At 34.8% G+C, this 21,892-nt stretch carries 19 protein-coding genes and 1 tRNA gene; 4 read left to right on the plus strand and 16 right to left on the minus strand.

The features are described from left to right. Positions 1-225: 225 nt before the first annotated feature. The 8 genes from ACPUVN_RS10465 to rlmE all read right to left on the minus strand — a co-directional run bounded on the left by ACPUVN_RS10465 (position 226) and on the right by rlmE (position 7,312). Positions 226-744 carry a hypothetical protein gene (locus tag ACPUVN_RS10465; protein WP_426360373.1) on the minus strand — a complete coding sequence of 173 codons (519 nt, stop codon included), beginning with the start codon at positions 742-744 and terminating at the stop codon, positions 226-228. 169 nt (positions 745-913) lie between these two features. After that, positions 914-998 (minus strand) — tRNA-Leu (locus ACPUVN_RS10470). Positions 999-1,068: 70 nt separating this feature from the next. Beyond that, positions 1,069-1,464 carry a preprotein translocase subunit SecG gene (secG, locus tag ACPUVN_RS10475; RefSeq protein WP_426360372.1) on the minus strand — a complete coding sequence of 132 codons (396 nt, stop codon included), beginning with the start codon at positions 1,462-1,464 and terminating at the stop codon, positions 1,069-1,071. A 1-nt stretch (position 1,465) separates the two neighbouring features. Continuing rightward, positions 1,466-2,224 (minus strand): triose-phosphate isomerase, encoded by a 759-nt coding sequence (gene tpiA, locus ACPUVN_RS10480; protein WP_426360370.1) that lies wholly within the window; start codon positions 2,222-2,224, stop codon positions 1,466-1,468. Between the two features lie 137 nt (positions 2,225-2,361). Further along, on the minus strand, positions 2,362-3,699 hold the full coding sequence (gene glmM / locus ACPUVN_RS10485) for a phosphoglucosamine mutase (protein ID WP_426360369.1): 1,338 nt from the start codon (positions 3,697-3,699) through the stop codon (positions 2,362-2,364). Positions 3,700-3,716: 17 nt separating this feature from the next. Beyond that, positions 3,717-4,541 (minus strand): dihydropteroate synthase, encoded by an 825-nt coding sequence (gene folP, locus ACPUVN_RS10490; RefSeq protein WP_426360368.1) that lies wholly within the window; start codon positions 4,539-4,541, stop codon positions 3,717-3,719. A gap of 108 nt (positions 4,542-4,649) precedes the next feature. Then, positions 4,650-6,572 carry an ATP-dependent zinc metalloprotease FtsH gene (ftsH, locus tag ACPUVN_RS10495; RefSeq protein WP_426360367.1) on the minus strand — a complete coding sequence of 641 codons (1,923 nt, stop codon included), beginning with the start codon at positions 6,570-6,572 and terminating at the stop codon, positions 4,650-4,652. 113 nt (positions 6,573-6,685) lie between these two features. Next, the gene (gene rlmE / locus ACPUVN_RS10500; protein WP_426360366.1) at positions 6,686-7,312 is read right to left on the minus strand and encodes a 23S rRNA (uridine(2552)-2'-O)-methyltransferase RlmE; all 627 of its coding nucleotides are present in this window, start codon (positions 7,310-7,312) and stop codon (positions 6,686-6,688) included. A gap of 192 nt (positions 7,313-7,504) precedes the next feature. On the opposite strand from rlmE, the gene yhbY reads away from it, so the two are divergent. Beyond that, entirely contained in the window at positions 7,505-7,801 is a 297-nt protein-coding gene (yhbY, locus tag ACPUVN_RS10505; protein ID WP_426369048.1) for a ribosome assembly RNA-binding protein YhbY, read from the plus strand. 129 nt (positions 7,802-7,930) lie between these two features. Here the strand turns inward: yhbY and ACPUVN_RS10510 are convergent, their stop codons facing one another. From ACPUVN_RS10510 to ACPUVN_RS10535, 6 genes are all read right to left on the minus strand, one after another. Next, the gene (locus tag ACPUVN_RS10510; RefSeq protein ID WP_426369049.1) at positions 7,931-8,761 is read right to left on the minus strand and encodes an SDR family oxidoreductase; all 831 of its coding nucleotides are present in this window, start codon (positions 8,759-8,761) and stop codon (positions 7,931-7,933) included. A 208-nt stretch (positions 8,762-8,969) separates the two neighbouring features. Next, the gene (locus tag ACPUVN_RS10515) at positions 8,970-9,965 is read right to left on the minus strand and encodes a PepSY-associated TM helix domain-containing protein (RefSeq protein ID WP_426369050.1); all 996 of its coding nucleotides are present in this window, start codon (positions 9,963-9,965) and stop codon (positions 8,970-8,972) included. 49 nt (positions 9,966-10,014) lie between these two features. Further along, on the minus strand, positions 10,015-10,458 hold the full coding sequence (tnpA, locus tag ACPUVN_RS10520) for an IS200/IS605 family transposase (protein ID WP_426369051.1): 444 nt from the start codon (positions 10,456-10,458) through the stop codon (positions 10,015-10,017). 78 nt (positions 10,459-10,536) lie between these two features. Continuing rightward, positions 10,537-10,824: a PepSY domain-containing protein gene (locus ACPUVN_RS10525; RefSeq protein ID WP_426369052.1), complete on the minus strand. Its 288-nt coding sequence runs from the start codon at positions 10,822-10,824 to the stop codon at positions 10,537-10,539. A 223-nt stretch (positions 10,825-11,047) separates the two neighbouring features. Beyond that, a complete protein-coding gene (locus ACPUVN_RS10530) occupies positions 11,048-11,470 on the minus strand; it encodes a hypothetical protein (protein ID WP_426369053.1) in 423 nt (140 codons plus the stop codon). A 116-nt stretch (positions 11,471-11,586) separates the two neighbouring features. Continuing rightward, positions 11,587-12,132 carry an SRPBCC family protein gene (locus tag ACPUVN_RS10535; protein ID WP_426369054.1) on the minus strand — a complete coding sequence of 182 codons (546 nt, stop codon included), beginning with the start codon at positions 12,130-12,132 and terminating at the stop codon, positions 11,587-11,589. 973 nt (positions 12,133-13,105) lie between these two features. Here ACPUVN_RS10535 and ACPUVN_RS10540 point away from each other — a divergent pair. The 3 genes from ACPUVN_RS10540 (at position 13,106) to ACPUVN_RS10550 (ending at position 17,934) form a co-directional block, all read left to right on the plus strand. Beyond that, positions 13,106-14,220 (plus strand): IS3 family transposase gene (locus ACPUVN_RS10540; RefSeq protein ID WP_426358342.1). Its coding sequence is split into 2 segments (ribosomal slippage): positions 13,106-13,358 and positions 13,358-14,220, totalling 1,116 coding nucleotides; the frame shifts between segments, so codons are not numbered across the junction. 1,761 nt (positions 14,221-15,981) lie between these two features. After that, positions 15,982-16,500 (plus strand): hypothetical protein, encoded by a 519-nt coding sequence (locus ACPUVN_RS10545; RefSeq protein ID WP_426360354.1) that lies wholly within the window; start codon positions 15,982-15,984, stop codon positions 16,498-16,500. Between the two features lie 915 nt (positions 16,501-17,415). After that, positions 17,416-17,934: a hypothetical protein gene (locus tag ACPUVN_RS10550; protein WP_426360353.1), complete on the plus strand. Its 519-nt coding sequence runs from the start codon at positions 17,416-17,418 to the stop codon at positions 17,932-17,934. A gap of 169 nt (positions 17,935-18,103) precedes the next feature. Here the strand turns inward: ACPUVN_RS10550 and ACPUVN_RS10555 are convergent, their stop codons facing one another. Beyond that, positions 18,104-19,288, minus strand: coding sequence for a DEAD/DEAH box helicase (locus ACPUVN_RS10555; RefSeq protein ID WP_426369055.1), 1,185 nt, complete (start codon positions 19,286-19,288; stop codon positions 18,104-18,106). Positions 19,289-19,468: 180 nt separating this feature from the next. Beyond that, on the minus strand, positions 19,469-21,745 hold the full coding sequence (locus tag ACPUVN_RS10560) for a bifunctional diguanylate cyclase/phosphodiesterase (RefSeq protein ID WP_426369056.1): 2,277 nt from the start codon (positions 21,743-21,745) through the stop codon (positions 19,469-19,471). Positions 21,746-21,892: the final 147 nt, after the last annotated feature.

Raw genomic sequence — 21,892 nt, forward strand, 5'->3', positions numbered from 1 at the left:
GGATTTAATCGCGATGTGAGCTTTGTCTAATAGTTATTCTATTAAAAAAGCGAACAGCAATGAGTAAATTCGTTTTAAATGAACCCAAAGGGCAGCATGTGTTTGAAATTTATACCACGTTATCGTCTGTTCGAGTAGCTAGCTACACATCACAGACTCCGCCTTGTCTAAATATCAAACACCTTGCTGTAAAAACAATCTCGAAAGGTCAACAGACCCTAGGCTTTAAGATCCCAAAATAACAACAATTAATGCGAATAAAGCACCTACTATAGAAATTTGAATACCGCTTTTTAAACTTTTAGCTTTAGGCATAAACATTAAAAATGCTGAAATTACAAAAAAGAGCAATGCGATACCAAAACTGATATTAAGGATAAAAAGCGGACTATTACTAGTAGCTTTATGAAGCTTAACTAATTTAGCTAAAGGTAATGGATAATCCATCTTGTTAATTACCGTTTCACCTGTCGCTTTATTGTATTCGCCTGAATTGAAAACAATCATATCGTCAGATTCTGATTTAATTTCGAAACCTTTCATACGAATAGTTTTACCTAGCTTTTGAGCTTCAAGCCCTGGCGCTAATTGGCGTATTTCAGTGGTTGGGAATTTCATAAATTCAGTAGGTCTAAATATCAATAATATGCCGCTGATTGCGTAAATAGCCATTATTCCAGCTAAGAAAAAACCAAGCCAACGATGATATTTACGAAAACTATTATGTAACTGAGCTGATGCCATGTTTGCCTCGGATTAATCTGTTTATTTTAATAAAATAATAAAGTTATTTTGCTTTATTAAATAATAATTAAAAGTCACTTTTATGAAATATTAAATTTCTGACAAAAAAAAGAGCTTTGATACGATTAGGTATTAAAGCTCTATTTTATATTTTCAAGACTATATTCAGTGGTGCGGATGGGGGGACTTGAACCCCCACGACCTAAGTCACCAGCCCCTCAAGCTGACGCGTCTACCAATTCCGCCACATCCGCATTACTAAATATAAACTTTATATTCTTTAAGTTATTTCGCTAATTTGAGGTTTTAGCTAACTTAATTTTATTACTCAGGTATATCGCTTTCTTTTACAGCTTTAGGTGTACTAGCTGGAACATCTGCGTTATTAACTGCTGGAGTAATAGTATCTGTAGGGATATCGCTATCAGAAGGAATTGATTGTTCAATACCTGTCTCTAAGTTATTCCACTCATCAACTGATTTAACTTTGTTAGCTGTTAAGTTACCTAACACTAAGCTGATTGCGAAGAAAGCAATGGCTAACCAAGTTGTAGCTTTTGTTAAAAAGTTACCAGAACCACTTGAACCAAAAATAGTTGCTGAAGAGCCTGCTCCAAATGAAGCGCCCATGTCTGCACCTTTACCATGTTGAATAAGCACTAAGCCGATTAAACACAAAGCTACGATTAAATATATAATGATTAATACTTGATATAACATTTTATGATCCTTGAGCTGCCGAACAAATTATTTTGAATTCGTCGACTTTTAAACTAGCACCACCGATAAGACCACCGTCTATATCCGTTTGTGCGAATAATTCTTTACTATTAGCAGCATTAACACTACCGCCATATAATAATGACACACCTTCGGCAATTTCAGCATTGTTTTTAGCTAAAAACTGGCGAATAAATTGATGAGTTTCTTGTGCCATTTCCGGAGATGCTGTTTTTCCTGTACCTATAGCCCATACAGGCTCATATGCAATAACAACATCTTTAAAACTTTCGATACCTATTTCATCTATAACAGGTTGTAACTGTTGAGATAATACAGCATCTGTTCTTTCTTCTACGCGTTCTGCTTCTGATTCACCTATACATAAGATAGGCGTTAAACCGTTAGCTAAAGCGAATTTAACTTTTTGCGCGATTTGTTTATCAGTTTCACCAAAGATACTACGTCTTTCAGAGTGACCAATAATTACATAACTAGCAGACATTTCGTTAAGCATATAGGCAGAAACTTCACCAGTATACGCTCCACTTGCATGTTCACTTATGTTTTGTGCGCCCAATTTAATATTGTTATTTGCAATTTTTGCAGATAACGCACTTAAATATACAAAGCTTGGACAAATTACAACTTTTACATCATCCGAGAATTTAATGTTATTCAACTCACTTGTCATTGTATCAACAAGCGCTAGATTTCCATTCATTTTCCAATTTGCTGCTATTATTCTTTGTCTTGGCATAGTTATTCCTACATTTAAGCGGCGAGATATTAACTAACTAGCGAATAAGATACAAGTATTATGCTTAATATCTTATTCAACTGATGAATATTTAAACGTAAAAGGATTTCTACGAAAAATTTATAATGTGTTTAGATTTAAGAAGCCAGTTTTACTTCATCAGCAATTAAGTTTGCTAATGTGGTAACTTCTTCTAAATCTGGTCCTTCAACCATTACACGGATCAAAGGTTCAGTACCTGATTTTCTTAATAAAACACGACCTCTTCCCTCAAGCGTTTGATTAACTTCATTCACTTTTGCGATAACATTATCAGCTATAATTGGATCGTGATCACCTTCAAATCTAACGTTCACTAAGATTTGCGGCAACATTGTCATACCTTGACGTAATTCAAGTAAGGTTTTGTCGCTGATACAAAGTGCAGTTAATACATTAAGCGCAGCAATAATACCGTCGCCTGTCGATGTATGCTTAAGGTTTATTACATGCCCTGAGTTTTCAGCACCTAATTGCCAACCTTTTTCTTTAAGCATTTCCATTACATAACGATCACCAACATTACTACGTGCAAATGGAACGCCCATTTCTTTAAGAGCAAGCTCTAGACCCATGTTGCTCATTAATGTACCAACAACACCGCCTTTCATTTTGCCTGACTTGATGTCGTTACTGGCGATAACAAATACACATTCATCACCATCAAGTACATAACCGGTATGATCAACCATCATTAAACGGTCGCCATCGCCATCTAGTGCGATACCTAAGTCAGCTTTATGCTCTACTACTGCTTTACTGATAGCGCCCATTGACGTAGCACCACAGCCATCATTAATATTAGTGCCGTTAGGTTGAGCACCAATTTCAATAACAGTAGCGCCTAGTTCACGAAATACATCTGGAGCAATATGATAAGTAGCGCCATGAGCACAATCGACAACAATTTTTAGATGGCTTAATGAGAATCTGTTAGGGAAGTTACTTTTACAAAATTCGATATAACGACCAGCAGCATCGGCAATACGGCTTGCTTTACCCAGTTTGGCTGACTCAACACAAATCATTTCTTTGTCTAATTCAGCTTCAATGGCTAATTCGATATCATCTGGTAATTTTTGACCGTCTTGCGAGAAGAATTTTATACCGTTATCGTAAAATGGATTGTGTGACGCACTAATAACAATACCTGCTTGAGCACGGAATGTTTTAGTTAAATAAGCAATACCTGGCGTTGGCATAGGTCCCAATAAACCGATGTCTACACCTGCAGCTGAAAAGCCCGCTTCTAATGCTGATTCAAGCATGTAACCTGAAATACGCGTGTCTTTACCAATAAGAACTTTCTTAGTACCTTTAGCTGCTAATACTTTACCTGCAGCGTAACCTAGCTTCATTACAAAATCTGGTGTTATTGGGTATTTACCCACTAAACCTCTGATACCATCGGTACCAAAATAGCGTCTTTCCGACATGTTAATATCCTTGTTTATTATTTTTTAAATTGATTAACAGTCGCAAGTACTTTCAATGCATCAACGGTTTCTTTCACGTCGTGTACACGAATAATATTTGCGCCCTGCTGCGCTGCTATCACAGCTGTTGTAATACTGCCCGCTAAACGTTCTCCAACTTCTCTGTTGAGTAAGTTCCCTAACATTGATTTACGTGATAATCCTGCAAGGATAGGTAAACCAAAAGCTTTAAAGGATGAGATTTTAGCCAGCAATTCAAAATTCTGTTCAAGTGTTTTTCCAAAACCAAAGCCTGGATCTAGAATGATCCTATCTGTTGCTATTCCTACCTGATTACAAGCAGCAATGCGGGCTTCGAAAAATGTGTGTATGTCTTTTATTAAATCATCATACTGAGGTTTTACCTGCATTGTTCTTGGTAAACCTTGCATATGCATTAAGCATATAGGTAAGTCTGTTTGTGCCATTACAGCTAAACAGCCTTCGTTTTGTAGTGCTCTTACGTCGTTAATAATATCCGCTTGATGCGCTATAGATTCAGCCATGACTCTTGCTTTATTTGTATCTATTGATACTTTGATATCAAATCGCTGTTTAATCGCCTTTAATAGCGGTATAACACGCTCAACCTCATCTGTTTCAGCAACGTCTAAGGCACCAGGACGAGTAGACTCTCCACCAATATCAATAATAGAAGCGCCGTTTTCAATCATTTGCTCTACTTGTAATAAAGCTCGATCAATTTGCGTAAATTTACCACCGTCTGAAAATGAATCAGGGGTTACATTTAAAATCCCCATAACATCAGCAGTCGGTTTGATAGAGTATTTGTTATTTATCATATAAAAATAATATTCTTTAACCTTTAGATATAACAAAGCCTCGATAGTTGAATTCTACATAATGTAAAAGCAACATATTGAGGCTATGAACAATGTTAACTGTTTCTGCTATTTAGCAGGAACATCCGTTGGAGTTGTTAAATCAGCTTCATCATCTTTTTTAACATCTGCTTTGGGTGGTTTACTATCTGTATTAGAGTCTACATCTTTATTAGAAAAGCTAGCGGGTTCACGTACTGGCTTTCTATTCATTAAATCATCTACTTGAAGTGAATCAATGGTTTCATATTCCATTAATGCATCTTTCATCGCTTCTAAAATATCTCTGTTATCTTTAAGAATTTGTTCCGCTCTTTTATAGTTACGGTTTACAAATTCTTTGATTTCATCATCAATAGCTTTTGCTGTATCGTCAGAGAATTTAGAAGCGTTACCCATGTAACTTTCATTTTCGTCTGGAGCAAATAACATAGGGCCCATTTTTTCAGAAAAGCCCCATTGTGTAACCATTTTACGTGCTAAATCTGTCGCTCTTTCAATATCGTTTGATGCGCCAGTAGATACTTTGTCAAAACCATAAATAAGTTCTTCAGCAATACGACCACCATACAAAGAAGAAAGATTACTTTCTAAATGCTGTTTACTGTGACTAAATCTGTCTTGCTCTGGTAAGTACATCGTTACGCCTAACGCACGACCACGAGGCATAATACTTACTTTGTAAACAGGATCATGATCGGGTACTAAGCGCCCAACAATAGCGTGGCCCGCTTCATGGTATGCAGTCATCTGTTTTTCAGCATCATCCATAACCATAGAGCGACGTTCTGCACCCATTAAAATTTTGTCTTTAGCTTTTTCAAACTCTTCCATAGCTACTACGCGACGAGTACCACGAGCTGCAAAAAGTGCGGCTTCGTTAACTAAGTTAGCTAAATCAGCACCTGAAAATCCAGGAGTACCACGTGCGATAACTGATGCTTTAACATCATCGCCTAATGGTACTTTTCTCATGTGTACTTTAAGGATTTGTTCGCGGCCACGAATATCTGGTAAACCAACCGTTACTTGACGGTCAAAACGGCCAGGTCTTAATAATGCAGCATCTAGTACGTCAGGGCGGTTAGTAGCAGCAATAACGATTACACCTTCATTACCTTCAAAACCGTCCATTTCAACAAGCATTTGGTTAAGTGTTTGTTCACGTTCATCGTTTCCGCCACCCATACCTGAACCACGCTTACGGCCTACGGCATCAATTTCATCGATAAATATAATACAAGGAGCTGATTTTTTAGCTTGTTCAAACATGTCACGCACACGTGAAGCACCAACACCAACAAACATTTCTACAAAATCTGAACCTGAAATACTGAAAAACGGTACTTTAGCTTCACCAGCGATAGCTTTAGCTAATAAGGTTTTACCGGTACCTGGTTGACCAGTCAATAATACACCTGATGGGATGCGTCCACCGAGTTTTTGAAATTTCGAAGGTTCTCTTAAGTAATCTACAAGCTCAGTGACTTCTTCTTTAGCTTCATCACAACCAGCAACATCAGAAAACGTTGTTTTAATTTGGTCTTCACTTAATAGTTTGGCTTTACTTTTACCGAAAGACATAGCGCCTTTACCGCCACCGCCTTGCATTTGACGCATGAAAAATATCCATACACCGATTAGTAAAATCATTGGGAACCAAGAAACAAATATAGTTGTTAGAAAGCTTGTTTCTTCAGGTAGTTGACCTGAAGCTTTTACGCCTTGCTTAACTAAATCATTAATTAAGTCACGATCGTAACCACCAGGGATCACAGCAACAAATTCTTCGCCTGTTCTTTTAACACCTTTAATAACACCAGTTCTATCAACGGTTGCTTCTCGAACTTGTCCTTGACGAACACTTTCGATAAATTGGGTGTAATCAACTTGTTGTTCATTGCTGTTGTCCGGCGTAAAACTTTGAAATACCGACATCAAAACTACTGCAATAACCAACCATAAAATAAGATTTTTTGCCATATCGCTCAACTTAATGACCTCTTTGTAACGTTTGCATAATGTTTAAAAAATGTGCTTAGTTAAGATGGAGCGAATAACTAAACTTATATTTACTGTAATTTACTATAATTTACCTTTGGCTGCTATTTAAATCCCGTAGCAACAAGATAAACTTCTCTTGATCTTGCTCTTGAAGAATCAGGTTTGCGAGTTCGTACTGTTTTAAAAACTTTACGAGCTTCTTTAACAAAATTATCAAAACCATCACCTTGGAACACTTTAACAACAAACGAACCGTTGGTTTTTAATACTTGGTGACACATTTCTAAGGCTAACTCAACTAAGTACATACTTCGAGCTGAGTCAGCTGTTTCGTTCCCTGTCATATTTGCAGCCATGTCAGACATAACAACATCAATGTTTTTTCCACCAATTCTAGTTAGCAAGGCATCTAATACAGCCTCTTCTCTAAAATCGCCTTCAAGAAAGTCAACGCCAACAATAGGGTCCATTGGTAAAATATCACAAGCAACAACTTGCCCTGACTCACCTACAGCTTTAACTGCATATTCAGACCATCCACCTGGAGCAGCACCTAAATCAACAACTTTCATTCCTGGTTTAATTAACTTGTCTTTAATATTAATTTCTTCAATCTTAAAGACAGCTCGAGATCGTAAGCCTAATTTCTGTGCTTTTTTTACATATTCATCATCGAAATGTTCTTGCATCCAGCGTGCGCTGCTAACGGTTTGTTTATTCTTACTCATGAACTCTGCTTAAATTGATATAAATTGGTATTAGTTATTAGACCTGCCAATTATAAAACATAATGATGAAAGTATTGTGTTTTATAATTTTTAATACGTTTAAACCACCAATAAGTGAACATTAATTAGTATTACAAAGAAGATGGAGTTAAAATAGTGATAATTCAAGCTAACTTGTAACGAAAATTGTTAATGAACTTAAATAAAAAACAAATCCAACATGTAAAAGGTTTAGCTCATTCGCTTAAACCAGTAGTTTTACTAGGTAATAACGGCTTAACTGAAGCTGTTGTTGCAGAAATAGATTTCGCATTAAATCATCACGAATTAATTAAAGTTAAAATTAATGCTGAAGATCGCGAAACCAAAGCACTTATCGTAGAAGCTATTTGTAGAGAAACAAATGCGACTAAGATTCAGGTAATCGGTAAAACTTTAGTTATTTACCGTCAATCTGCTGAAAAGAAAATACATATCCCTAAAGTTTAAGGCGATGTATTTTTAGATAAAGGGTTTTCTAGCAAAACTGAAAGACAAAGGCAGATTTTATAATCTGCCTTTTTTATGTCTACTATTTAACATTTATATGCAATAGCTTAGTGGTAACAGCTAATAACACTAACCTTTAATTAAAATTTTATCTAACCAAGTAAAAGGCAATATTCTTTTTAAGAAAGCCATTATATAAGTAGGCTTAGTAACATAATATCTTGTTTTAGCTTTTTCACTCGATAAAGCATGTATTACTTTTTCAGTGACTGCAGAAGCAGGCAGAGTAAACTTATTGCCGCCCTCTTCTTTACTTAATCGGTCGATTTGTATTTTGTAGTTTTCTTTATGGGCTGAGTTTTCTACATCAATAAACTCTCGTGTTTTAGCTAAAGCATTGGCTCGAAATTTTGTTTCTATTGGACCTGGCTCAATTAATACCACTTGAATACCACTACCTGTAAGCTCTAACCTTAATGTATCAGTGTAACCTTCTATCGCAAATTTAGACGCGTTATAAGCACCGCGATATGGCATAGCCACTAAACCTAGCACGGAACTGTTTTGTATAATTCGACCAAAACCTTGCTTGCGCATAATAGGAATAACAAGTGTTGTTAAGTGATGCCAACCAAATACGTTTGTCTGAAATTGTTCTTTTAAAGCTTGCGATGGTAAGTCTTCTAAAGCGCCGGCTTGACCATAAGCACCATTATTAAATAGTGCGTAAAGCTCTCCACCTGTTTGCTCCATAACCCAATTAAAAGCTTGTTCAATTGAAGCTTCGTCCATCAGGTCTAATTGATGAGCCTGTAAACCTAGCGTTTTTAATTTATCTACATCTGATTGTTGACGGGCTGTAGCAAAAACCTTGTAACCCTTATCTAATAATGTAATTGCGGTGTCGAAACCAATACCTGTAGAACATCCAGTAATTAAAACACTTAAGTTTTTTGTCATGTATTTTCTCTTTATACTTCTAATTAGCTTATATAACCTCAGCTCAGAATAAGCAAAGTGACTCAATAAGCTATTTTCCAGTTTAACCTTGTTACCCACATGGATGTAGATACTTAGTTTTGTTGGGAATAATCTAATTATAAAAAGAGGACACGTTAAGCCCCCTTTTCATTTCAACTCTATTATAGGCAATTAACAATTTAAAATGCTAATTGCCAAGGTTAAGCTGACGCTTTGCTTTAAAAGAGCTTACTCTTTCCCATCCCCATATAAGTAGTAAACTCGCACCAAATAATGGAAATACGATACCAAGCAAAAGAATGAAAACAACAAGCACTTTATCGACGCTAAAACGTTCAGGTACTTTAGGTATACCCCATTGTCCTTTGGGTTTTCTCATAAAATAAGAAACTGTGCCAGCAACCGTACTCATAATAAAAAACAAAGCAACGGCTAATAAAACACTCCAATTAACTAAGCCATATTCACCTTGATGCAAACGCATAAGAACTTGCCGCATATCCATCATAATGCCTACTTCACTCCATTGTAGTGACTTAATCAAACGACCTGAGTATTGGTCAAGATGAAGCACTTGCTGATCACGTAATAATAACGCTCGATTACTAACGCTATAAACACCTTCAGCAGATGTAGGAAACTTAATTGAAATAGCTCCTTCTAATTTGTACGACTGAGCAATATTAGCCGCGGCATCTAATGATAAAGGCGATAAGGCTTTTACATTACTTTTATTTGAACTACTCAGACTGGTAGAGCTTAAACCTTTACTGTTCGTCCAGTGCTGTGGATACCCTGTATTAGTTTGTTGTTGTAACCGTTGGAATTGGCTTCCAGATATGTCTGTCCATGGCATTCCTCCAGCTAAAATAATAAACATGAATATAGATAACCAAAAGCCCGTTACAGAATGTAAATCTCGAAATAATATACGTTTACCTCGTGAAAAACGTATTGTAATAAATCCACCTAAACCTGCACCTTTTTTAGGCCACCAAACATATAAGCCTGTTAAGATTAAAACAACAAACCAGCTTGCGACCAATTCAACAACTGTAGTACCTGCTTTACCAAGTAAAAGTTCGCCATGTAATGTGCTAACTGAATGCATTAATGTTTGATCTTGTTCAATAACACCTTTTACTTTGGCTATATAAGGATCAACATATAAATCATTATTCATCCAGCCTTTAGTTGCGACTATAAAATTCTCGGCCGCAAGCGACCGAGTTTCAAAACAAGTTCAGTTGATCGCTATTAATTTCTTTACCATCTAATTCGATTAACTGTTCTTGAACATATTTCCTGATAACTTCTTCTGTTGCGTTACCAATCGTTTCAACAAAAAAGCTTTGTGTCCATAATTTACCGCCCCAGAAATACTGCTTTTTAATTTCAGGATAAATTCTAAAAAACTCACGAGCAGTTATACTTTTAATTATTTGCATAACATAGCTTGGCGACTGTTTAGGGATCCCTCTAATAACCATATGAATATGGTCACTCGGAATTTCTAACTCTACGATATCAATATCGTAGTCATATCCTACTTTTTGAATAATTGCTTTCATTGTTGAACGATAAGGTTCAATGAAGACTTTGTGTCGATACTTTGGTATCCACACAAAGTGGTACATTAATCTAAAGACATGATGTGTATTTCTTTGAAGTTCCATATGAAGAATAGCATTTACTGGGGTCCCCCCAGTATACACTATCCAGCACGGGGGCAAGCCCCCGAGATTTACGCTTCGCTAGTTAAATACAGTAGCTTCACCTGCTAACGTAGGTAATATTACGCCTACAATATTAGCTTGTGTAGATTGTTGTGCTGCTACTAGTTGTGTGGAAAGTGGCAGTTTATTGCTACTTGTTGTTTGTTCAATAAACTTAGTATCTTGATAAACTAGATTATTGAAATTGTCTTTAAATAAATAAACAGTTCCCGTTAAAGCGAGTATCAACATAAAGGGCAAAGTTAATAAGCCTGCGATGACATGCCACTTCCAAAGCCATTGATTAAGCACATTGATTAAGCACATTGTTTTTAGTCATTTGATACTCCTTCATCAACGCAAAACTTATCTACAAATAATAAGTTAATTGAATAGTTAACGATTAACTCAACCTCATTAAATTTCATATAGAGGTCTCCAAATACAGTCGGCGATATTTCATGATTTTTCACTTTTTAATTTAATAACAAAAGCTATTACCCTCGATGTAATAACCTATAAATATGCAATCTGAGTCAGGTTAAATAAATTAAGAAATGTAAGGAGGTGCTCTAGACAGAGCGGTTGAATAGGCAAAAGAAGTGTAAGGACGTTGCGCGATAGTTAAAACTAACGCTCGGTATTTTATTTCACTTATTTGTACATCTAGCAGACTTGATAATTCGTAGGTATGGTGATCGATTAAGTAAGAATATGAACATTTTATTTGATGATATTCAGAGGGTATATCTTTAGGTTCATCAACATATAGAATAATCCCTTGATCAATGAAAGCGGATTTAGACATCCATTTAAAAGAAGTACCAGAACAAATTAATACAGCATCTTTTGTAGCATAACTTTGCGCTTGGTCGGTATTATAAGCTGCGACGACCACAGAGAAAGTACTGTTAAAAATAAGTACAAACAATATAAGTGCTGATTGTAATTTACCCAGCCAACTAGTTTTCAATGGTTTGTGATCACCTTTATGTAGAATGCTTTTATGCAGAACAGGCATATATTACGAATAATACTAAATAATTTAAAGGTAAGAATTCACCTTTTAGTGGGAGTGACAAAGATAGATTACTCATTACTATCCTCTAAAATTACTTTTAAATTATTTAATCCTATAGATAAATCATCACCAATTTTTTCCCCGTAATAATAAAACATCAATACAATATTCAATGGGTAAGATAGCTCTCCATTAGTAAGCCATATCACTTTGGTGTTATTCGCATCGATTGTTTCAGTTATCATTGAACTTGGTATTATGGCTTCGAACGGTTCTAAAAATCGTAATTCGAAATCAAGACGATGACCTTCATCTATATTCATAATCTCTTGCTCACCTGTAGTTTTTACTCCATTAACATTTGTCCAAAAAAATATATAACCAATTTCACCATCTATACCTTTATACACATTTCTTCTACCACTATGTATATCTTTCCATTTCACAAATTTTTCATAATTTTTGATGTATCTTAAATAATCAAAAACCTCTGCTTTAGGTTTATTAATAACGATAGAACGCTCAACATCATATTTATTACTAATGAATAATGCAGCAACTAACAAAATAACAATAAGAGTAATTAAAATGAATACAACTTTCTTCAACTTCATCACAATCATAGATCCTAAGATACTTTTTATTTAAGTCTGGCTTACGAATGTAAATTAATCAATTTCCATATTGATATTTAAAGAAAAGAATTGAGTTTGAAATAAATGAATGAACGACCAATCACAAGGTACATGTGCTGTTGATAAATAACTAACAAGAGAAAAACATTACGGATTAATTTTACTCATCTATCGGATGATGTTTTCCCGTTTGTCGTAACAAATAGAGAAACGTACACTAACCTTGATTTGAAATCTCCCCGATTTCCTAATTATGTTATATAGTTATGTTTAATTTGTACTATTTTTTATGGGTGTCCTTTTGGATACCCATTTTTTTTCGCCTATAAAAAGGTAAATTGAGAGTCAGCTCAAATATAAAATCCCTTCTGATACGCACTTTTTTATCTAAGTTTACAGCAACTAAATAAACAACACTGACTAGCCATAGATTAAATTCATTCACCCATCAGATGATATTTTCCCGTTTGTCGTAACGAATAGAGAAACGTACACTGAGCTTGATTTGAAATCTCCCCGATTTCCTAATTATGTTATATAGTTATGTTTAATTTGTACTATTTTTTATGGGTGTCCTTTTGGATACCCATTTTTTTGCCTAAAGAAAGGTAAACAGAAACTATGATAGTGAGTTGATGAACAATCTAGCGACCACTTAGCTACAAACTGATCTAACAATTATTAAAAACTATCCTAATAACTACCTTAGCAATAAGTATGTTGCCAGTAACTTTTTGAACAACGACTTTCTGGACAACCACCTTCTGAGCACCGATTTTCTGAATAATAATATTCCAACAGCGACTCTGTATGCAGGAATGCTCTTATCAAGTTCAATAAGTCAGTATTAAAAACCCAGACACAGATTAAATCCATTCATCGGTAATCCCCCCGAAAAATAATCGAAGTCAAAGTAGAATTTTCTCGTATGCTTAACCGCAGGAGATCATTCATGAAAAAAGCACATTTTAGTGACAGTCAAATTTTAGCCATTTTAAAGCAAGCCGAAAATGGCGTACCTATTCCCGAACTATGTCGTGAACACGGCATGAGTAACTCATCGTTTTATAAATGGCGCTCTAAGTATGGCGGCATGGATGCCTCACTTATGGCAAGAATGAAAGAGCTAGAAGATGAAAATCGGCGCTTAAAAAAGATGTATGCCGAAGAGCGTTTAAAGGCTGAAATCATTACGGAGGCCATGGCAAAAAAGTGGTAAAGGCTTCTGAGCGCAAAGCGATGGCTAAAGTAGCAATTCAAAGCCATGACGTCAGTATTAGCCAAGCATGCCGTGCATTCTTAATCAGCGAAACCTGTTATCGTTATCAGCCTAAACTTAATGACGATAATGAGCTTATCGCCGACTTGCTGTTAGGTTTAGTGCAGAATCAACGAAACTGGGGGTTTGGCTTATGCTTTTTATATTTGAGAAACGTAAAAGGCTATCACTGGAATCATAAGCGCGTTTATCGTATCTATCGTGAACTCGAACTGAATATGCGAATAAAGCCTCATAAACGGCTGAAACGTGAAGTTCCTGAGCCATTAGCAGTGCCCGAAGCGATGAATGAATGTTGGTCGATGGACTTCATGCATGACCAATTATCAGATGGAAGGAGTTGTCGCTTGTTTAATGTGATTGATGACTTTAACCGGGAAGGTTTGGCAATAGATGCTGATATATCATTGCCCGCAGAGCGTGTGATCCAATCACTTGATAGGATCATCGAATGGCGTGGTAAACCTAAACGTATACGTTCTGATAACGGACCCGAATATATTAGTCATAAACTTGCAGCTTGGGCATCAAAACACGATATTGAATTATGTTTCATTCAGCCAGGCAACCCACAGCAAAATGCTTACATTGAACGTTTTAATCGAACGGTGAGATATGATTGGCTAAGCCATTATATTTATCGTGATATTGAAGAATTACAGAACAGGGCCACACAATGGTTATGGACTTATAACCATGAGCGACCTAACATGGGAATTGGTGGTATAACACCAATTCAAAAACGCAAACTAACACAGAGAAAAACGTCTACTTTTGAACTCCATTAAAAATGGGGGGATTACCCATCCATCAGATGATATTTTCCCGTTTGTCGGAATGAATAGAGAGACGTACACTGACCTTGATTTGAAATCTCCCCGATTTCCTAATTATGTTATATAGTTATGTTTAATTTGTACTATTTTTTATGGGTGTCCTTTTGGATACCCATTTTTTTCGCCTAAAGAAAGGTAAACAGAAACTATGATAGTTAGTTGATGAACAATCTAGCGACCACCTAGCTACAAACTGATCTAACAGTTCTTAAAAACTATCCTAATAACTACCTTAGCAATAAGTATGTTGCCAATAACTTTCTGAATAGTAATATTCCAACAGCTACTCTCTATGCATAAATACTCTTATCAAGAGCAAGCTTATCAATACTCAGTTTATCAAGATCAATAAGTCAGCATTGAGAACACAGGCACAGATTAAATCCATTCATCCATCAGATGATATTTTCCCGTTTGTCGTAACGAATAGAGAGACGTACACTGACCTTGATTTGAAATCTCCCCGATTTCCTAATTATGTTATATAGTTATGTTTAATTTGTACCATTTTTTATGGGTGTCCTTTTGGATACCCCTTTTTTTCATCAAATGAAAGCCAAACTAACCTTAAAACATCTGAATTAATTAGCGTTGATCACTTAAAGTAAAAATTTAGCTTATATATAGCTAACCGTTCAACCCCTTGACTGATAACTTAGCTAATAGCCTGGTTAATCACTTATCCTATATATTCAGTTCTCACTCACCTCTGTATACAGCACGGAACTCATTATTCATCAAAATAGCACTTATATAGTTAAAACTTACTGAACGAGTAATGATTAAACCTTTCTATTAATCAAGACCGACTAACTAATAACGACTAGCCAAGAACCTATTAAAACACGACATAAAAATTGGTAGTCAATAAGTTAATACTCGATTTACAGTTATCTGTTAATTGAAGAGAACATGATTTAAAGATGAGAGATGAGAGTTGATAATTACTTTGATGCTGAAATATTCAATTAGGTATTTGATTATGTCTTTAGTTAGATATTGAGATATTGAAGTATTGCGATACTAGATAAGCAATAAGATAAGAGAAGTGAAAATGTCCTACCAACGAGATAGGACTTTTTAGTTTGGTTTGTTCTAGTTTTAATTTTTAAACTATATAAGGTAACAGTTTTTGATTTGAAATCTCCCCGACTTCAAAAATGTTACATAGTTATGTTTAATCCGTACCATTTAGATGAATATCCTGAAATACCCACTTTATTTGTTTATAGAAAAATTGATTTTAGTAATTTAAATACAAAATTTGATATAAAAATTACAAAAAATCTACTTTTACTACAAACCCAGCTTAATTAAAAAAATAAAACAATATAAATTTATTTTTAATTTAGGCTGTGATTTTAAAATCTCCCCAACTTTAAAATACTTTTTTTAACCTTATTTATCATTATAGGTCAACTTTAGAGCTGATATAAGTATAAAATTAAATTTTATTAAAACGCCAAAAAGACGTCATTTTAGTTATAAGCACCTTATATCATTAGAGTTTTCTTTAAGGCTCTTTAGTGTAATTGCTCTACACCTGTTTAGTGCAAATGCTCTACCCATTTTTACTGGGCAAACACAAAATCCCCATAGATGATTAAAATTCATTTATAAGGTTTAATTTAATCGTTTGTTCGCCTCCCTCAAATTAATTACATTAGCATTGTCATCATAGGGTGATACAAACTAAATTTTTGGAGAACAATCATGAAACTTAAACCTTTATTATTAACATCAATTATTAGCTCAATATTAGTTATAGCACCAACGGCTGTAATGGCAAGTGAGTCTCAGTTAAAAGTTGCAATTATTAAGGATACAGCTACACCTTCTGAAATTGCTGAAGGTGAATACAGTAATATAATTGCTAACCTTTCAAGTAGTTCAAGCGAAGGAAAATATAATGACTTTGAAAAGAATACTGCATTATGTGTAGCTTATTTAAAAACCAGCAACACAGTTGAGTCTGAAGCAGCATGTTCATCAGCCATTGAAAGTGCAAAAACATTAGAAAAAAATAACAGTAGAACAAGTTATTTAAAATCTATTAGTTATAGCAACCGTGCAGTAGCTCGCTATTTAAAAAATGATGTTGTTGGTGCAATGAGTGATTTAGCAGTAGCTAATTCAATTGATAGTAACAAAATCAGTAAAGCGAACTTAGCAGTAATGAACAGTAAGCTTGATCAAACAGGTTACGATGAGTCTGTATCTTTAGCTGATTAATTTAACGGGTAAACACTATGGTTCAAACGATAAATAATGGTCGATTTAATCGACAGACAAGGTAGTCGAAGTATGGGCTCTATATAAGGCGGTAATAATATTTACCTGTTAGTTAACTTGATTAAAGTCATTAACAACTACCGCCTTATTCCACTAATAAAGAATATTATTACTTATGTTTAAGTAAACATCTTAAAATTAATATCAGAACACTTCCTCTGCAGAATATATGCAAATCTATATCTCAAACAAACTACTGTAAAAGTAACCTCGAAAGGTCACCAGACCCTGGTCTATTCCAATAAGATCTCAAAATAATTATCGTAACAAGTGATATCTGCTTTTGGCTTTACTGTTGTTATTCTTCTTAGATCAAATGTGTTTAGCTTTGCTTACTATGCTTGTGATGGCTCAGTATATGGTTAAGTGATGGATAAACAGCTTTATAGCAATCTAAAAGGCTTGAGAAAGCCGTTATACCTATTGAACTAGGGTTAGGCAAACAAGTTATTGTATAGCTATTATTGACCCGTAATTTTCCTGAAATAAGAAAATCTAACAAGCCCTGTCCTTAACTGGCAAGTAGCTCATTATATGTTAATACATTAACTAATATCTTAAGCTGAACTCAGGTTATGCAATAAGTTAATATTTATGGATAATTTCACACTTTTGTAATTTTACAACAAATTAACGTTAAATTAATAAAAAACCACCATCACCTATAATATATACACATTTATAATTTTAACGAAAAATAAACATAAATCATTGATATTAAATACAAATAACTATAGGTTAAAAAAACTAATCCATCAGGTTTATTTTGTTCGTTTGTTACGGGTGTGTAATTTTATTACATTAGCATCGTCATCACGGTGATGGCACAAATTAAACACTTATTGGATAAATATTATGAAACTTAAAACTATATTATTAACATCATTAATCAGCTCTTCACTCGTTATGGCATCTACTTCTGTTATGGCAAGCGATTCTAAATTGAAAGTTGCAGTTATCAAGAATACAGCAATGTCTTCTGAAATTAGTAAAGGTGAATACCAAGAGATTATTGCTAGCTTGTCTAATACTTCAAGCGCAACTGAGTACAACGATTTTGAAAAGAACACTGCATTATGTGTAGCTTACTTAAAAACAAGTAACACTGTTGAGTCTGAAGCAGCATGTTCATCAGCTATTGAAAGTGCTAAAACGTTAGAAACAAGCAGCAAAAGAGCAAACTACTTAAAATCTATCAGTTATAGCAACCGTGCAGTAGCTCGTTATTTAAAAAATGATGTTGTGGGTGCAATGAGTGATTTAGCAGTAGCTAACTCTATTGATAGCAACAAAATCAGTAAAATTAACTTAGAAGTAATGAATAGTAAGCTTGATCAAACAAGTTACGATGAGTCTGTATCTTTAGCTGATTAATAAAACAGGTAAACACTATGGTTCAAACGATAAATAATGGTCGATTTAATCGACAGACAAGGTAGTCGAAGTATGGGCTCTAAATAAGGCGGTAAGAATATTTACCTGTTAGTTAACTTGATTAAAGTAATTAACAACTACCGCCTTATTCCACTCGTAAAGAAAAACCTTATTGTTTATTTTTAGGCACAAAGTTTAAGATTGATACAGGTACAACCTTCTTCACCGGAAACTCTTCAAATTCTTTACGCTCAATAATATGTCCAAGCTTACTTTCAATTGCACAAAGGTTTCTAAAGTTATCTTTAGCGACAAAAGATATAGCTTCACCACTTGCCCCTGCTCTTCCCGTTCTGCCAATTCTGTGTATGTAATCGTCAGGTCTATCAGGTAAGTCGTAATTAATCACTCTGTCTAAGTCATCAATATCTATACCACGAGCAGCTACTGCCGTAGCAACTAAAAATTTAATTTTTCCTGATTTAAAGTCGGCTAAAATTCTTTCTCTAATTTCTTGGGTTTTCCCGCTGTGAATACATTCTGCTTTGATATCGCGCTTTTCTAATTGGCTGACTAACTTAGCTGCACCGTGTTTGGTTTCAATAAAAATAAGTGCTTGCTGCCATTCATTTTCTTTAATCAAATGACTTAGAAGTGCTGATTTATTGGTTTTATCAACAGTTACTAACCATTGCTCAATTTTAGGTTTAGTTGTTGCATCTTGCTTAATCGAAATTTCAACAGCATTTGAACCAATAGCTCGTTTGGCTAATGAACGAATATCATCTGACAAGGTGGCTGAAAATAATAAATTTTGACGTTCATTAGGTAATCGCTCAATAATTTTATTGATGTCTTCTCTAAAGCCCATATCTAACATTCTATCGGCTTCGTCTAACACTAAGACTTCCAGTTCATCAAAATGCAAAGCTCGCTGATGAGACATATCAAGTAAGCGCCCTGGTGTTGCAACAATAATATCAACACCCCAAATCAAACGCTGTTTTTGAGGTTCAGCATCAATACCGCCGTACATAGCCATAGAAGAGAGCTCTAAATGCTTGCTATATTGAGCAATACTCGCTTCAACCTGAACCGCTAATTCTCGTGTAGGTGTAAGTATAAGAGCTTTAATACGCTTACCTCTGAGGGTATATCCGGTATTTAATCTTTCTAATATAGGCAATACAAAACTTGCGGTTTTACCTGTCCCCGTTTGAGCAGCTGCAATTAAATCTTTTTTAGATAAAATAACAGGAATAGCACGTTTTTGGATATTAGTTGGTTGCGTATAGCCAAGCTCTGCTACCGCTTTTAGAATGGGTTCAGATAAACCTAAGGTTGAAAATGACATGCATACCTCTACTCAAATAATTACAGGCGCGGAGTATAGCAGTATATTGCCATAGTGATAATAAGAAGACCTGTTCTATCAAAAATTTCAGATTCTTTAACCAGGTTAATTGAAAGTATTTAAACATCCAAAGGTTATAAATAGGCTTAAACAAGCCTAATAACTTAACTCGCTCAATAATTAAGAACTATCCTTTAATAAACTACCATCATTTAGCAGTACTGAGATATCTTCAGGGGGTATTGGTTTACTAAATAAAAAGCCTTGAATAATATCGCAACTTAACAATTTAAGCGCATTAAACTGCTCGAACGTTTCTACACCTTCCGCAATAACTTTATAGCCAAGGTGGTGACCCATTTCAATCATAGAACCAATAAGAAGTTCAGTTTTATGATCGAGGAACATGTCATTAATAAAATATTTATCTATTTTAATATAATCAACTTTTAAATATTTTAAAGACGCAAAAGACGAGTAACCAGAACCAAAATCATCAATCGCTAATAAAACGCCCAATTCTTTTAAAGATTTAAAAATAGAAAAATCTTCATGGTTAGTTTGCACAACACTTTCGGTTATCTCTAACTCTAAACATTGTGACTTCATACCTGTAGACTCTATGACACGTTTAATTAATGGAATAAAATCAGCATCAGCTAAATGTGTAGGAGAAATATTAACGGTTACTCTTAAATCGGTGAAACCAGCTTTATGCCACTTTCCCCCTTGATGGCACGCTTCATACAAAACCCACTCTGTAAGTTGCTTGATCATGCCTATGCGCTCAGCCATTTCTATAAACTCAACAGGTGAAACAACACCAAGTTCGGTATGAGTCCATCGAGAAAGCGCTTCTACGCCAACTATCATACCCGTATCAATATTAACTTGAGGTTGATAAACAAGCCTGAGTTGTTTTTTCTCAATCGCTTCACGTAAATATTGTTCAGCTCTAAAATGATATTCGGCTATAATACTTAATTCAATTTTATAGAAAGCGAAACAATTTTTTCCTGTTTTCTTAGCAGAATAAAGTGCGATATCAGACGCTTTTAGTAAACTCTCTAGGCTAGTACCATCATCCGGATATCTTGCAATACCAACACTACAAGTAGGATTAAAATTACGCCCTGAAAGCTTAATGGTTTTTGATACTATTTCTATCACTTCTTGCGCTATTAATGTGATGTTATCTTTATCGGATAATGTTACGCAAAATTCATCACCACCAATTCTAGAAACGGAATTTACTTTATCACCCAAGCTTATTAATCGTTGCGCGATTTGTTGTAATAAGTAATCCCCAATGTCATGACCCAAACTGTCATTTACATTCTTGAAATTATCTAAATCGATGTACAATAAGCTGAAAGGTTTATACTCTTTTTCTGACGCTTTAATAAGTTCTTTGATGCTAGCAAACAGATGAGCTCTGTTTGATAAACCAGTTAATTCATCTGTGTAGGCTAAAAATTTAATACGTTTTTGATTTTTATCCCGCTCCATCACAATACTTGTTAATCGGGCAGCAGCACTAAGATCAAACAATTCCTCACCATTAGGTAAACCAGGATAGTCTTTATACATAGCAAAGGTACCTAAAACATCTCCTGTCGAACAAATTACTGGTTCAGACCAACAGCTTCGCACACCATATGGCAACACAAGGTGTTTCATGGTTGACCATTTAGTATCTGTTGCAATATCTTCTACAACAACTCTGTTTCCTGTATAGCTTGATGTCCCGCAAGAACCTACATTAGGTCCGTTAATTAAACCATCTATTGCTTCGCTGTATTCGGCAGGTAAACTAGGTGCACTCCCATGTTTAATAACATTTCCTTCTAGCTCTAACATACAACATCGAATATCAGGATGTCGTCCTTCATAAATATGAATAATTTCATTATAAACATCGACTGCTGGCTCACCTTGAGCAATCATTTTTAATACATTGTTGTAACGTCGCTCAAACAACTCAGCTTTACGTTGTTGGCTTATATCAACATGATTACCAATTAATCGTATAGGATTATCTTCAGCATCTCTTGTAACTTGTACCACTCGGGTAATGATATACAGATAGTGACCTTTTTTATGACGCATACGCATTTCATGTTCAAAAATTTTTTCATTACCATAAAGATAATTTTGAACTTTAGTTAAAATAAGTTCTTTATCATCAGGGTGAACAAGCTCAGCCCAAACATTAAGGTTAGGCTCAAGCTCATGGGATTCATAGCCTAAAATCTTTTTCCAATTAGTAGAGTAATAAACACTGTTTGTTTTTAAATCCCAATCCCAAGTACCGTTATTAATTTCATAATGAGTACAAACTGCATATTCGCCGTTTCTAAAATGATCTACAGACTTAGTATTATTAAGCTGTCGCAACGTCTGAAGTTCATGCTGTAACGACTTAATTTCTTCTTTTAATTGAGATATGGAATTCATATCAGTGCTAAACCTCTAGTAAAATTAACATTTTATTTACACTTTTTTTTGGATTTATAAAACAAAAAACAATATTTTAAAAAGCTTAAAAACATATTAAATTGAACAAATAAGCTTATTATTTCTTACTCTAAAGCTAGTCAAGGA

Origin of the sequence: Pseudocolwellia antarctica, from assembly GCF_049933045.1 — a bacterium.
GTDB lineage: Bacteria > Pseudomonadota > Gammaproteobacteria > Enterobacterales > Alteromonadaceae > Pseudocolwellia.

Bases quoted from the DNA above. Each gene is read 5' to 3' on its own strand.
- ACPUVN_RS10465 (WP_426360373.1), bottom strand. From the start codon at position 744: ATGGCATCAGCTCAGTTACATAATAGTTTTCGTAAATATCATCGTTGG.
- secG (WP_426360372.1), bottom strand. From the start codon at position 1,464: ATGTTATATCAAGTATTAATCATTATATATTTAATCGTAGCTTTGTGT.
- tpiA (WP_426360370.1), bottom strand. From the start codon at position 2,224: ATGCCAAGACAAAGAATAATAGCAGCAAATTGGAAAATGAATGGAAAT.
- glmM (WP_426360369.1), bottom strand. From the start codon at position 3,699: ATGTCGGAAAGACGCTATTTTGGTACCGATGGTATCAGAGGTTTAGTG.
- folP (WP_426360368.1), bottom strand. From the start codon at position 4,541: ATGATAAATAACAAATACTCTATCAAACCGACTGCTGATGTTATGGGG.
- rlmE (WP_426360366.1), bottom strand. From the start codon at position 7,312: ATGAGTAAGAATAAACAAACCGTTAGCAGCGCACGCTGGATGCAAGAA.
- yhbY (WP_426369048.1), top strand. From the start codon at position 7,505: ATGAACTTAAATAAAAAACAAATCCAACATGTAAAAGGTTTAGCTCAT.
- ACPUVN_RS10510 (WP_426369049.1), bottom strand. From the start codon at position 8,761: ATGACAAAAAACTTAAGTGTTTTAATTACTGGATGTTCTACAGGTATT.
- ACPUVN_RS10515 (WP_426369050.1), bottom strand. From the start codon at position 9,965: ATGAATAATGATTTATATGTTGATCCTTATATAGCCAAAGTAAAAGGT.
- tnpA (WP_426369051.1), bottom strand. From the start codon at position 10,458: ATGGAACTTCAAAGAAATACACATCATGTCTTTAGATTAATGTACCAC.
- ACPUVN_RS10525 (WP_426369052.1), bottom strand. From the start codon at position 10,824: ATGTGCTTAATCAATGTGCTTAATCAATGGCTTTGGAAGTGGCATGTC.
- ACPUVN_RS10535 (WP_426369054.1), bottom strand. From the start codon at position 12,132: ATGAAGTTGAAGAAAGTTGTATTCATTTTAATTACTCTTATTGTTATT.
- ACPUVN_RS10545 (WP_426360354.1), top strand. From the start codon at position 15,982: ATGAAACTTAAACCTTTATTATTAACATCAATTATTAGCTCAATATTA.
- ACPUVN_RS10550 (WP_426360353.1), top strand. From the start codon at position 17,416: ATGAAACTTAAAACTATATTATTAACATCATTAATCAGCTCTTCACTC.
- ACPUVN_RS10555 (WP_426369055.1), bottom strand. From the start codon at position 19,288: ATGTCATTTTCAACCTTAGGTTTATCTGAACCCATTCTAAAAGCGGTA.
- ACPUVN_RS10560 (WP_426369056.1), bottom strand. From the start codon at position 21,745: ATGAATTCCATATCTCAATTAAAAGAAGAAATTAAGTCGTTACAGCAT.